At 68.0% G+C, this 12,249-nt stretch carries 12 protein-coding genes; 10 read left to right on the top strand and 2 right to left on the bottom strand.

The features are described from left to right. Positions 1–222 precede the first annotated feature (222 nt). The 6 genes from AC5Y6Y_RS04645 (at position 223) to AC5Y6Y_RS04620 (ending at position 6,462) form a co-directional block, all read left to right on the top strand. Positions 223–774 (top strand): Rv1476 family membrane protein, encoded by a 552-nt coding sequence (locus AC5Y6Y_RS04645; RefSeq protein ID WP_473139600.1) that lies wholly within the window; start codon positions 223–225, stop codon positions 772–774. A 242-nt stretch (positions 775–1,016) separates the two neighbouring features. Then, positions 1,017–2,429 carry an NlpC/P60 family peptidoglycan endopeptidase RipA gene (ripA, locus tag AC5Y6Y_RS04640; protein ID WP_473139601.1) on the top strand — a complete coding sequence of 471 codons (1,413 nt, stop codon included), beginning with the start codon at positions 1,017–1,019 and terminating at the stop codon, positions 2,427–2,429. 9 nt (positions 2,430–2,438) lie between these two features. Further along, positions 2,439–3,158 (top strand): NlpC/P60 family peptidoglycan endopeptidase RipB, encoded by a 720-nt coding sequence (gene ripB, locus AC5Y6Y_RS04635; RefSeq protein WP_463825089.1) that lies wholly within the window; start codon positions 2,439–2,441, stop codon positions 3,156–3,158. A gap of 166 nt (positions 3,159–3,324) precedes the next feature. Continuing rightward, complete coding sequence (moxR1, locus tag AC5Y6Y_RS04630) at positions 3,325–4,446, top strand: chaperone MoxR1 (RefSeq protein WP_463825090.1); 1,122 nt, start codon at positions 3,325–3,327, stop codon at positions 4,444–4,446. Positions 4,447–4,496: 50 nt separating this feature from the next. Beyond that, positions 4,497–5,408, top strand: a complete 912-nt coding sequence (locus AC5Y6Y_RS04625; RefSeq protein ID WP_463825451.1) for a DUF58 domain-containing protein — start codon at positions 4,497–4,499, stop codon at positions 5,406–5,408. Positions 5,409–5,454: 46 nt separating this feature from the next. Next, positions 5,455–6,462 carry a VWA domain-containing protein gene (locus AC5Y6Y_RS04620; protein WP_463825091.1) on the top strand — a complete coding sequence of 336 codons (1,008 nt, stop codon included), beginning with the start codon at positions 5,455–5,457 and terminating at the stop codon, positions 6,460–6,462. Between the two features lie 3 nt (positions 6,463–6,465). Here AC5Y6Y_RS04620 and AC5Y6Y_RS04615 read toward each other — a convergent pair whose 3' ends face one another. Continuing rightward, entirely contained in the window at positions 6,466–8,007 is a 1,542-nt protein-coding gene (locus AC5Y6Y_RS04615) for a hypothetical protein (RefSeq protein WP_473139602.1), read from the bottom strand. 92 nt (positions 8,008–8,099) lie between these two features. Between AC5Y6Y_RS04615 and fabG1 the strand changes: the two genes are divergently transcribed. From fabG1 to AC5Y6Y_RS04600, 3 genes are read left to right on the top strand one after another with little or no spacing between them, the layout of a single operon-like run. Continuing rightward, positions 8,100–8,867 carry a 3-oxoacyl-ACP reductase FabG1 gene (gene fabG1, locus AC5Y6Y_RS04610; protein WP_463825093.1) on the top strand — a complete coding sequence of 256 codons (768 nt, stop codon included), beginning with the start codon at positions 8,100–8,102 and terminating at the stop codon, positions 8,865–8,867. Between the two features lie 13 nt (positions 8,868–8,880). Continuing rightward, positions 8,881–9,690, top strand: coding sequence for an NADH-dependent enoyl-ACP reductase InhA (inhA, locus tag AC5Y6Y_RS04605; protein ID WP_473139603.1), 810 nt, complete (start codon positions 8,881–8,883; stop codon positions 9,688–9,690). Next, positions 9,690–10,688 carry a ferrochelatase gene (locus AC5Y6Y_RS04600; protein WP_463825095.1) on the top strand — a complete coding sequence of 333 codons (999 nt, stop codon included), beginning with the start codon at positions 9,690–9,692 and terminating at the stop codon, positions 10,686–10,688. Before inhA ends, AC5Y6Y_RS04600 begins: the two co-directional genes overlap by 1 nt. 171 nt (positions 10,689–10,859) lie before the next feature. Here the strand turns inward: AC5Y6Y_RS04600 and AC5Y6Y_RS04595 are convergent, their stop codons facing one another. After that, entirely contained in the window at positions 10,860–11,747 is an 888-nt protein-coding gene (locus tag AC5Y6Y_RS04595) for an Rv1486c family protein (RefSeq protein WP_473139604.1), read from the bottom strand. Positions 11,748–11,814: 67 nt separating this feature from the next. Here AC5Y6Y_RS04595 and AC5Y6Y_RS04590 point away from each other — a divergent pair, with 67 nt between their 5' ends. Then, entirely contained in the window at positions 11,815–12,249 is a 435-nt protein-coding gene (locus tag AC5Y6Y_RS04590; protein ID WP_463825097.1) for an NfeD family protein, read from the top strand.

The following is a 12,249-nucleotide window of genomic DNA, read 5'->3' as shown; positions in this document are numbered from 1 at the left end:
CCTGCGGTCGCCGAGCGTCACGTCAGCGTGGCAGTCGGCGTCGAACGTCACGCCAGCGTGACAACCTGGGGTGACGGCGAGACCCTGCGGTCGCCGAGCGTCACGCCAGCGTGGCAGTCGGCGTCGAACGTCACGCCAGCGTGACAAACCTGGGGTGACGCCCAGACACCCGGCGCCTGCGGGACACCCGGGTCGAAGAGATGACGACGGAGGAAGTACGCGATGACCGAACTGCCGTTGCCGCAGACGATCCCGTTTCTGCCCGCATACATCCCGCAGGACGTCGACATCAACGCGATCAAGGCCGAGGTGCACGCGGACGGCGTCGCGGCGCCCCCGGGACCCGAGCCGGGTCTGCTCGACATCGTCAACCATGCCCGCAGCGAAGGCATCACGCTCAAGATCGTGCTGCTCGACCACAACCCGCCCAACGACACCCCGCTGCGCGATATCGCGACCGTCGTCGGCGCCGACTACCCGGACTCCACCGTCCTGGTGCTCAGCCCCAGCTACGTCGGCAGCTACAGCTCGCACTTCCCGCGCGTCACGCTGGAAGCCGGGGAAGACCATTCCAAAACCGGCAATCCGGTGCAGTCTGCGCAGAATTTTCTCAACGAGCTCAATACCCCAGAGTTCCCCTGGACTGGCCTCACCATCGCTTTGCTGATCGGGGTGTTTGCCGCGGCTGCGGGCACCCGACTGATGCAGCGTCGCAATCGCCGACCAGCAACGTCGCCGACTCGGCCCGAGGTGGCTTCCAGCGCCGACGCGTAGGGCATCCAAGCAGGTGGCGACCCTGCGTTGCAGCGCCTGCAGGCTCTGATCCTTCCTGGTTGGCAAACCCTCCAGGTCACTGTTGGGTCACAGTAAACGCACTTCCTGAGTGCAATTTGTGACTTGCGTTTCTTTAGCGGCAAGTGTGACGTACGGTGCGAATGATGCTGATGTTGTTTATGGCGCGTTCTGCGAAAACCGGCGCCGTCCGTCCGATTTAAGCCGTAGGAGATCCAAGTCGAATGAGACGGACACGCCCTGGCTCTGCCTCTCAAACCGCCGCCCGGCTGGTGCGCCCAGCCGTTCCGGCGGTATTGAGCGTGGCGCTGTTGCTGGGCACCCCCGAACTTGCCCACGCCGAGCCTGCCGCGGACAGCATCGCGGTGCTGATTGCCAACGTCGCCCGGGCCAACCAGCGCCTCGAAGACCTGAGCGCCACCGTCGAAATCGAGCAGGAGAGCGTCAACAAAGCCCTCGTCGCCGTCGAGGACGCCCGCGAACAGGCCGAGGTCGCCGGTCGCGAACTCGAAGCCAGCCAGCAGGCCGTCAAGGACGCCGGTGCGGCCATCACCGCAGCCCAGCGCCGGTTCAACGTCTTCGCGGTCGCGACGTACATGAACGGCCCCGACGGCGGCTACCTGTCCGCCCACAGTCCCGACGAGATGATCGCCGCCGCCGGTGCCGCCCGCACCATGGCCGCCAGTGCGCAGGCCGTGCTGACCCGGTTGCAACGCGCCCGCACCGAGCAGGTGAACAAGGAATCAGTGGCGCGGTTGGCCAAGCAGAAGGCCGACCGGGCCGCTGTCGACGCCAAGGCCAGCCAGGACGCCGCGGCCCACGCGCTGGAGGACACCCGGCGCAAGTTCGACCAGCAACGCGAAGAAGTCAATCGCCTGGCAGCCGAGCGTGAAGAAGCCGAAAACAAGCTGCAGCAGGCCCGATTCGTCGCGTGGACGCAGTCGGGCGGCCAGGGCACCCCGCCGAACATGTGGGACACCGCCGGCGGCACCGGCGGTGGCCGTCGCTGGGACGGCTGGGACCCCTCGCTGCCGCAGGTGCCCAGCGCCAACGTGCCCGGGGACCCGATCGCGGTGGTCAACCAGGTGCTCGGCTACTCGGCGACCTCGGCGCAGGTCACCGCCACCATGGGCAAGCAATTCCTGCAGGGGCTGGGCATCCTCAAGCCCGACGACACGGGCATCACCAACGCGCCGACCGGTGCGACGTCGGGGCGCATCCCGCGGGTGTACGGACGGCAGGCCTCCGAGTACGTGATCCGTCGCGGCCTGTCCCAGATCGGCGTGCCGTACTCCTGGGGCGGTGGCAACGCGGCCGGACCCAGCCACGGCATCGACTCCGGCGCCAACATCACCGGCTTCGACTGTTCCGGACTGGTGCTCTACTCGTTCGCCGGCGTGGGCATCAAGCTGCCGCACTACTCGGGTTCGCAGTACAACATGGGCCGCAAGATCCCGACCTCCCAGATGCGCCGCGGCGACGTCATCTTCTACGGCCCCGGCGGCAGCCAGCACGTCACCATCTACCTCGGCAACGGCCAGATGCTCGAGGCGCCCGACATCGGTTTGAAGGTGCGAACTGCGCCGGTACGCACCAGCGGCATGACGCCGTTCGTGATCCGCTACATCGAGTATTAACGAGGACTCATGCGCCACAAGCGAATTCATCTGCCCCTAGCCCGGCTCCTGCCCCTGATCCTGGGGTTGGTCGCCGGGCTGGTGGTCGCTGTGGCGCCCCCCGCCGCCGCCGACGGGGAGTGGGATCCCACCCTGCCCGCCGCGGTGAGCGCCGGCGCCCCGGGCGACCCGCTGGCGGTTGCCAACGCCTCGCTGCAGGCCACCGCACAGGCCACCCAGACCACGCTCAACCTCGGCCAGCAGTTCCTCAGCGGCCTCGGCATCAACCTCGGCGGTACGCCGGCGGCCGCCAACACCAGCGGCAGCCGGATTCCGCGGGCGAACGGCCGGGAGGCCATCGAGCACGTGATCCGCCGTGCCGGATCCCAGATGGGCGTGCCGTATTCGTGGGGCGGTGGCTCGCTGGAAGGCCCCAGTAAAGGAGTGGACTCCGGTGCGGGCATCAACGGCTTCGACTGCTCGGGTCTGATGCGGTACGCGTTTGCCGGCGTCGGTGTGTTGATCCCGCGGTTCTCCGGGGACCAGTACAACGCCGGGCGCCACATCCCGCAGAACGAGGCCCGGCGCGGCGACCTCATCTTCTATGGCCCCAACGGCAACCAGCACGTCACGATGTATCTGGGCAACGGACAGATGTTGGAGGCTTCCAGCCTGGCCGGCAAAGTCACGATCAGCCCGGTGCGCAAGCCCGGCATGACTCCGTATCTGACTAGGATCATCGAGTACTGAGCCGAAGAGCCGGGGGGCGTACCAGGGGTGGTGCCGGCCCGTCAGCGAAGCCGGTGACGTCGACGGATTCCAGGACGCCTGGAATAGTTGAACGCGGGCACGTCGCTGCCCCGCGATATTGGTCGTGACGGCAGTCGTGTCCGAAAAGAGCTGTGGAGGGTTATTGATGACAACAGCAGGTGGCGGTTACCCGGGCCAGGGTGCACATTCTGGTCCCGCACTCGCCAAGGAGGCGCCGTCGGGCGGCGCTGATGGGCTGGCCGCCGAAGTGCACACCCTCGAGCGGGCCATCTTCGAGGTCAAGCGGATCATCGTGGGCCAGGACCAGCTCGTCGAGCGGATGCTGGTCGGTCTGCTCGCCAAGGGGCACGTACTGCTGGAAGGTGTACCCGGCGTTGCCAAGACGCTGGCCGTGGAGACCTTCGCCCGCGTCGTCGGCGGGACATTCGCCCGCATCCAGTTCACCCCGGACCTGGTGCCCACCGACATCGTCGGTACCCGCATCTACCGGCAGGGCAAGGAGGAGTTCGACACCGAGCTCGGCCCGGTGGTGGTGAACTTCCTGCTCGCCGACGAGATCAACCGTGCCCCGGCAAAGGTCCAGTCCGCACTGCTCGAGGTGATGGCCGAACGTCACGTGTCCATCGGCGGCAAGACTTTCCCGCTGCCCAATCCGTTCCTGGTGATGGCCACCCAGAACCCGATCGAGCAGGAGGGCGTCTACCCGCTGCCCGAGGCGCAGCGCGACCGCTTCCTATTCAAGATCAACGTCGGTTACCCGACGCCCGAAGAGGAACGCGAGATCATCTACCGGATGGGTGTCACCCCGCCGCAACCCAAGCAGATCCTCGACACCGGTGACCTGCTGCGCCTGCAGAACGTCGCGGCCAACAGCTTCGTCCACCACGCGCTGGTCGACTATGTGGTCCGCGTGGTGATGGCCACCCGCCAACCCGAGCAGCTGGGCATGAACGACGTCAAGACCTGGATCGCGTTCGGCGCCTCACCGCGCGCCTCGCTGGGCATCATCGCCGCGTCGCGGGCCCTCGGGCTGGTGCGCGGGCGCGACTACGTGATTCCCCAGGACATCATCGACGTCATTCCCGACGTGTTGCGCCACCGCCTGGTGCTCACCTACGACGCGCTGGCCGACGAGATCACCGCGGAGACCGTGATCAACCGGGTGCTGCAGACGGTCGCCCTACCGCAGGTGAATGCCGTTCCGCAGCAAGGGCATTCGGTGGGACCGGTGATGCAGGGCGCCACTGTGGCGGCTGGCGGTCGGTGACCGACTCGAAACCCGCCGCGGCTAAGCCCGCGGTGCGTCATCCGCCTTCGATGATGCGTGGCACCATCGACGACCCGAAGTTGTCGGCGGCGCTGCGCACCCTCGAGCTGACCGTGAGCCGCAAACTCGACGGCATCCTGCACGGCGATCACCTGGGCCTGATCCCGGGGCCGGGCAGCGAGCCGGGGGAGTCGCGGATCTACCAGCCCGGTGACGACGTACGCCGGATGGACTGGGCGGTCACCGCGCGCACCACCCACCCGCACGTGCGGCAGATGATCGCCGACCGCGAACTGGAGACGTGGCTGGTGATCGACATGTCGGCCAGTCTGGACTTCGGCACGTCGGTCTGCGAGAAGCGCGACCTGGCGGTGGCTGCCTCGGCGGCCATCTGTTACCTCAATGTGGGCGGTGGAAACCGGATCGGGGCGCTGGTGTCCAACGGCACCGACACCATCCGGGTGCCGGCGCGCTCTGGTCGCGAGCACGTGCAGACCCTGTTGCGCACCATCGCGACCACGCCGAAGGCGCCGGTCGGGGTGCGTGGAGACCTGGCCGCCACCATCGACGCCCTGCGCCGGCCGGAACGGCGCCGCGGCATGGCGGTGATCATCAGCGACTTCCTGGGTCCGATCAACTGGATGCGACCGCTGCGTGCGATCGCGGCCCGGCACGAGGTGCTGGCCGTCGAAGTGCTCGATCCGCGTGACGTCGAATTGCCCGACATCGGCGACGTGGTCCTGCAGGACGCGGAGTCCGGGGCGGTTCGCGAATTCACCATCGACAGCCAGCTGCAATCCGACTTCTCCCGGGCCGCATCGTCACATCGCGCCGACGTGGCCCGCACGATCCGCGGTTGCGGCGCATCGGTGATGACGCTGCGCACCGACCGCGACTGGATCGCCGACATCGTTCGTTTCGTGTCCAATCGCCGACGCGGGGCTGTGGCGGGGCGCCGGTGAACCACACCCATCCCGCGACGGCCACATATTCCACGACGGGTTTGTTATGAGATTGCCCCTGCTCGGGCCGATGAGCCTGTCCGGCTTCGAACACTCCTGGTTCTTCCTGTTCCTGCTGGCCGTGGTCGGCCTGGTTGCGTTGTACGTGCTGTTGCAGCTGGCGCGGCAGCGGCGCATGTTGCGGTTCGCCAACATGGAGTTGCTGGAAAGCGTTGCGCCCAAACGGCCTTCGAAGTGGCGGCACGTCCCGGCGATCCTGCTGGTGTGTGCCCTGGTGTTGCTGACCATCGCGATGGCCGGGCCCACCAACGACGTCCGTATCCCGCGTAACCGCGCGGTGGTGATGCTGGTGATCGACGTGTCGCAGTCGATGCGCGCCACCGACGTCGAACCCAACCGGATGGTCGCCGCGCAGGAGGCCGCCAAGCAGTTCGCCGACGAGCTGACCCCCGGCATCAACCTCGGTCTGATCGCCTACGCGGGTACCGCCACGGTGCTGGTGTCGCCGACCACCAACCGGGACGCCACCAAGGCCGCGCTGGACAAGTTGCAGTTCGCCGACCGCACCGCCACCGGGGAGGCGATCTTCACCGCCCTGCAGGCCATCGCCACCGTCGGCGCGGTGATCGGCGGCGGGGACACGCCCCCGCCGGCCCGCGTGGTGTTGTTCTCCGACGGCAAAGAGACGATGCCGACCAATCCGGACAACCCCAAGGGGGCCTTCACCGCGGCGCGCACCGCCAAGGACCAGGGCGTGCCGATCTCCACGATTTCCTTCGGCACCCCCTACGGCTTCGTCGAGATCAACGACCAGCGCCAGCCGGTGCCCGTCGACGACGCGACGCTGAAGAAAGTCGCCCAGCTCTCCGGCGGCAACTCCTACAACGCCGCCACGCTGGCCGAATTGAAGGCGGTCTACGCCTCGCTGCAGCAGCAGATCGGCTACGAGACCATCAAGGGCGACGCCAGTGTGGGCTGGTTGCGGCTGGGCGCGCTGGTCCTGACGTTGGCCGCGTTGGCGGCGCTGCTGATCAACCGACGGCTGCCTACTTGAGCTTCAGTTCAACGCGATGACCGCCGACGGCGGGTACGACGCCGGGATCGGGTTGATGTTCTGCACGATCGGCGAGCCCGGTGGCGGCGGCAACACCCGGCTCAGCGTGAAGCGCGCGCCGTCGGCCAATTCCTGACGGGTGCACATGAACTCCTCGGTGGTCCGCAGCCGCCAGCGGTCCTGACCCAGACAGGCGCGGTTGCCGTCGCGGGTGACGGCAAGCGCCATCGCCAGTGCGTCGGCCCACGATTCGTCGGTTCGGGTCTCCAGCACCACCGGGCGGCCGTGCGCGTGGGCGGCGATATAGCTGAGCGCTGCCGGCACCCCGGCCAGTTCGTCACGGTCCCGCCGCAATGCGGGCGTGTTGAGCGCGAGCGTCACCCCGACCGTCAGGCCCAGGGCCGCCGCGGCGACCGGCAGTCGGCGTACCCAGCCCTGGTCGCGGGCCGTGGCCAGCAGCACCAGCGCCACCGCGCCCAGCATCAGCAGCGCCAGCGGCAGCGCGTAGGAGAAGATGCCGATGTAGGACGCGAAGAGTTGGTCCACCCCGTACCAGCAGTACAGGCCGAACAGCGCGGTGGCCACGGCGGTCACCCGCAGCAGCTGACGGCAGAAGTCGTGCGGGGTGCCGTCGGGCAGCGTGGCGAGCGCACGGACCAGCAGGACGTTCCCGACGAACAAGACGACCAGGATCACCGCGCCGGCCGCCGGGTTCGGCCCCCAGAACTGCACCAGGAACCGCGCCGTGTCGAGCAGCGGGTTCGGCGCCCGGTGGCCGTAGGAGATGTACTTCGCGATCTCCCCGGGCCAGTGCAGCATCTCGTTGAGCACGATGGGCAGCAGGAACACCACCAGCACGACCGCGGCGATCAGCAGGTCGCGGCGGTGTGCGAGCAGGTTGCGCCGCTGCGGGAGCAGCGCCGCCAGGGCCAGCAGCGGGACCAGTGCCAGGAACTCGGCGTGCCCGTGCACCAGCAACCCGCCGGCGAGCACCATGATCCACAGGTGGCGCAGCCGGCCGGCCGCGACCGAGGCGACCGCGAACAGATACAGCAGGAAAGGCGCGAAGCAGGCGTGCGGGATCCAGGTCGAGCAGACCAGCTGGGTGTGCTTGGCCAGGAAGATCAGCAGGACACCGAACGCGGTGAGCACCGCGGGCACCGAACGCACCCAGGTGTAGAGGATGGTCAGCGCCAGCCCGAGCAGCGTCGCATTGAGCGCCATGATCGTCATCGCCTGCCCGTTGTAAGGCGCCGGAACCAGGTGAGTCACGTCGTGCAGCAGCCACTCGCCGAAGGCCTGCAGGTAGAAGTAGGCCGGGCCGGGGTGATGGAAGCCGACCCGGGAATAGTGCCCGGTCAACAGGTCGAAGTGCTTGGCCTGGATGGTCAGCATCGAATTCGACGCGGGATCGCCGGCCTCGTAGATGGCCTGGGTGAACAGGTCGGTATTGCGCAGCAGCAGCAGGATGAACAAAGCGCCGCCGCAAGCGGCGAAGATCGCTCGGGCGGGCGGGGTCCGGGAACGGGTCGACGGGTCGGCCATGCGGCCCTGATCCTATGCAGCCGCGTGGCCGCCAGGGTTTGTCGGGGGCACCGGGTTTCGGGCCGACCGCGGTGAGGCGATAGGTTGACGGGGTGACTGGTGCAGCCACTGAAATTGCCTTCGAACCTCCGGCCGACGGCGGCAAACCGCCGTTCGTGTCGCGATCAGTCCTGGTCACCGGCGGAAACCGGGGTATCGGACTGGCCATCGCCCAGCGGCTGGCCGCCGACGGGCACAAAGTGGCCGTCACCCACCGCGGCTCCGGTGCGCCCGAGGGGCTGTTCGGCGTCGAGTGCGACGTCACCGACAACGCCGCCGTGGATCGTGCCTTCACCGAGGTCGAGCAGCATCAGGGGGCGGTCGAGGTGCTGGTGTCCAACGCCGGCATCTCCGCGGACGCCTTCCTGATCCGGATGACCGAGGAGCGGTTCCAGAAGGTCATCGACGCCAATCTCACCGGCGCGTTCCGGGTGACCCAGCGGGCCTCGCGCAGTATGCAGAAGAAGCGCTTCGGCCGGATCATCTACGTGGGCTCGGTCTCCGGCAGCTGGGGGATCGGCAACCAGGCCAACTACGCGGCCTCCAAGGCCGGCCTGATCGGCATGGCCCGCTCGATCTCCCGGGAACTGTCCAAGGCCGGGGTGACGGCGAACGTGGTGGCTCCCGGGTACATCGACACCGAGATGACCCGCGCGCTGGACGAACGGATTCAGGCCGGGGCGCTGGATTTCATCCCCGCCAAGCGGGTCGGTACCGCCGAGGAGGTGGCCGGAGTGGTCAGCTTCCTGGCGTCCGAGGACGCGAGTTACATCGCCGGCGCGGTCATCCCGGTCGACGGCGGCATGGGCATGGGCCACTAGGTAAAGGACGGACATGGCAGGCTTGCTCGACGGCAAACGGATCCTGGTCTCCGGGATCATCACCGACTCATCGATCGCGTTCCACATCGCCCGGGTCGCTCAGGAGCAGGGCGCTCAGCTGGTGCTGACCGGGTTCGACCGGCTGCGGCTGATCCAGCGCATCGCCGACCGGCTGCCGGAGAAGGCGCCGCTGATCGAACTCGACGTGCAGAACGAGGAGCATCTGGCCAGACTGGCCGAGCGGGTCAAAGCCGAGATCGGCGAGGACAACAACCTCGACGGCGTGGTGCACTCCATCGGGTTCATGCCGCAGACCGGGATGGGCATCAACCCGTTCTTCGACGCACCCTACGAGGACGTGTCCAAAGGCATTCACATTTCGGCGTATTCGTACGCGTCATTGGCAAAGGCGTTGCTGCCGATCATGAATCGCGGTGGCTGCATCGTCGGGATGGACTTCGACCCCACCCGGGCGATGCCGGCCTACAACTGGATGACGGTTGCCAAGAGCGCTCTGGAATCGGTCAACCGGTTCGTCGCGCGCGAGGCCGGCAAGGTCGGCGTCCGCTCGAATCTTGTTGCGGCCGGGCCGATTCGGACGTTGGCGATGAGCGCGATCGTGGGTGGCGCGCTCGGCGAGGAAGCCGGCGCACAGATGAAGCTGCTCGAGGACGGCTGGGACCAGCGCGCCCCGATCGGTTGGAACATGAAGGACCCGACGCCGGTCGCCAAGACGGTGTGCGCTCTGCTCTCCGACTGGCTGCCGGCCACGACGGGTGACATCATCTACGCCGACGGCGGCGCCCACACGCAGCTGTTGTAATGGATTTCGACGCGCTCCTGCTGCTGTCCTTTGGTGGTCCGGAAGGGCCGGAGCAGGTGCGGCCGTTCCTGGAGAACGTCACCCGGGGACGCAACGTGCCCCCGGAGCGGCTCGACGACGTCGCCGAGCACTACCTGCATTTCGGCGGGGTCTCACCGATCAACGGAATCAACCGGGCGCTGATCGCCGAGTTGCAGGACCAGCAGGGTCTGCCGGTCTACTTCGGCAACCGCAACTGGCAGCCCTACGTGGAAGACACCGTTGCGACGATGCGCGACAACGGGATTCGCCGGGCGGCGGTATTCACCACCTCGGCGTGGAGTGGCTACTCCAGTTGTACGCAGTACGTCGAGGACATCGCCCGGGCCCGGGCGGCGGCCGGGCCGGATGCGCCCGAACTCGTCAAATTGCGAACGTACTTCGACCATCCGCTGTTCGTGGAGATGTTCGCCGAGGCGGTCGCTGCCGCAGCCGGCACCGTGCCCGACGATGCACGGTTGATCTTCACCGCGCACTCCATTCCGATCGCCGCCGATCAACGCTGCGGTCCGAATCTGTACAGCCGCCAAGTGGCTTACGCCGCACGGTTGGTGGCGTCGGCGGCGGGGTACCGCGACTTCGACGTGGTGTGGCAGTCGCGGTCCGGGCCGCCGCAGGTGCCGTGGCTGGAGCCCGACGTCGGCGACCATCTGGCATCGTTGGCGGACAAGGCCGTAATCGTCTGTCCCATCGGCTTTGTCGCCGACCACATCGAAGTGGTCTGGGATCTGGACCACGAGTTACGGCTGCAGGCTGCAGATCTCGGCGTTGCATTCGCCCGCGCCGCCACCTTCAACGCCGACGCCCGGTTCGCCCGGCTGGCCATCGATCTGATTGACGAACTGCGCGACGGCCGCGCGCCGGCACGGGTGTCCGGCTCCCGTCCGGTGCCCGGTTGTCTCGCCAGTGCCAACGGCCAGGCATGCCTGCCGCCGCACTGTGCCCGCGAAATCGCGTAGGGCAGGTTCGGCTGCCGCGCCCCAAGCCGCTTTGGCGGCGGTGACTCCGTTGCCCTGAGCAATCGCGCGACCATCCCCCGGATGCTGACGGATGGGGCGCGCGTGGTCAGGCCGCGGCGATAGCAAACACGCCGCGCCCGGGTCTGACACCGCTACCCGTCGGCGCAGAATTCAGTCGGCCCACGCGGACTGCAGGATCGCGGTGACCGCGGCCATGCGCGCCGAGCGGACCACCGCGCTGAGCGGCCGCAGGGCATTGGAAGCGAGCTGCGTTTCCGAAGAAGATTGCGTACCAGTCAATTCCGGTGCGGCGGTACGGTCGGGCAACCGGCTCAGCCCGGCGCTGACCGCGATGATCGCATCGACATGCGCGGCGTTCTCCAGCACCCGCAGCGCGCGGGTGGGCGCGTGGTCGGGAATCCGGTGTTGCCGTGCGGATTCCAGCATCTGCTCGACGAGCCCGCGCGGATTGTCAACGCCGCTGGCCGATTCCAATCCCATCACGCTCAACGCATCGGCAGCCGACCGCACTGCCGAACGCAGTGTGTATTCGGCGTCGCCCAGTTCGTGGTGGTCGAACACCGGGACGCCGGGCAACGAGTACACCATCCACGTCAGCGCGCACAGTTCGGGTTCGTCGGCTTCGTCGTCGTCGCTGTAGGCGTACTCGGGCACCAGTCCGATCGCGCTGCGCGCATCGTCGGGGTTGGTGACGATCACCGCCTCGCCGGCAGCCAACGCGTCGCGTTCAAACTGGGTGCCGGCGCACAACCCGCGCACATCGCCGGGCACCGGGATCACCACGTTGATGGTGCCGCGCGGACGGTCGGGCGTCTGACGACCGACTGCCGCCCGCAGCGTCTGCAGCAGCGACACCGTCCCGGCGTCGCTCACATCGGGCCACGGCAGCCCGGTGTGGCCCGCCGCGACGGCGTCGTAGGCCGCAACGGATTGCGTTGGCGCCCAGAGGGATAACGCATCAAGGACGTCGTCGGGCGCGGCCTTGCCTGCGAGCCAGGCGTTGGCCCACATCGACAGTGAGACACTGGGGCACCACATGGTCTCGCAGTGTAGTGGCTCGCCGCCACGGGCGTGGATTGTCGGAGATCACGCGTATTCTGTGCCCATGCCCGTCGCACTGATCTGGCTCATCGGAGCTCTGGTGCTGGTCGGTGCGGAGGCCCTCACCGGCGACATGTTCCTGCTGATGCTCGGCGGCGGCGCGTTGGCCGCCGCGGGGGTCAGCTGGCTGACGGACCTGCCGGTCTGGGCGGACGGAGTGGTGTTCCTGGTCGTGTCGGTGCTGTTGCTCACCCTGGTGCGGCCGCAACTTCGCCGGCGGATGACCCCGCAGACCGCGCTGCGGACCGGCGCGGAGGCGCTGGAAGGCAAGCACGCGGTGGTGCTGGATCGGGTCGCCCACGACGCCGGGCAGGTCAAGCTGGACGGTCAGGTGTGGACGGCGCGCCCGCTCAACGACGGCGACGTCTACGAACCCGGCCAGTCCGTCACCGTCGTGCACATCGACGGGGCCACCGCCGTGGTGTTCAACAACGCATAG

Source organism: Mycobacterium sp. NGS24, assembly GCF_059813065.1.
The sequence above is the reverse complement of the archived record's forward strand: the minus strand, read 5'-3'. Positions and strand labels throughout refer to the sequence as shown.

Bases quoted from the DNA above. Each gene is read 5' to 3' on its own strand.
- AC5Y6Y_RS04615 (WP_473139602.1), bottom strand. From the start codon at position 8,007: ATGGCCGACCCGTCGACCCGTTCCCGGACCCCGCCCGCCCGAGCGATC.
- inhA (WP_473139603.1), top strand. From the start codon at position 8,881: ATGGCAGGCTTGCTCGACGGCAAACGGATCCTGGTCTCCGGGATCATC.
- ripB (WP_463825089.1), top strand. From the start codon at position 2,439: ATGCGCCACAAGCGAATTCATCTGCCCCTAGCCCGGCTCCTGCCCCTG.
- moxR1 (WP_463825090.1), top strand. From the start codon at position 3,325: ATGACAACAGCAGGTGGCGGTTACCCGGGCCAGGGTGCACATTCTGGT.
- AC5Y6Y_RS04625 (WP_463825451.1), top strand. From the start codon at position 4,497: ATGATGCGTGGCACCATCGACGACCCGAAGTTGTCGGCGGCGCTGCGC.
- AC5Y6Y_RS04645 (WP_473139600.1), top strand. From the start codon at position 223: ATGACCGAACTGCCGTTGCCGCAGACGATCCCGTTTCTGCCCGCATAC.
- AC5Y6Y_RS04600 (WP_463825095.1), top strand. From the start codon at position 9,690: ATGGATTTCGACGCGCTCCTGCTGCTGTCCTTTGGTGGTCCGGAAGGG.
- ripA (WP_473139601.1), top strand. From the start codon at position 1,017: ATGAGACGGACACGCCCTGGCTCTGCCTCTCAAACCGCCGCCCGGCTG.
- AC5Y6Y_RS04595 (WP_473139604.1), bottom strand. From the start codon at position 11,747: ATGTGGTGCCCCAGTGTCTCACTGTCGATGTGGGCCAACGCCTGGCTC.
- AC5Y6Y_RS04620 (WP_463825091.1), top strand. From the start codon at position 5,455: ATGAGATTGCCCCTGCTCGGGCCGATGAGCCTGTCCGGCTTCGAACAC.
- AC5Y6Y_RS04590 (WP_463825097.1), top strand. From the start codon at position 11,815: ATGCCCGTCGCACTGATCTGGCTCATCGGAGCTCTGGTGCTGGTCGGT.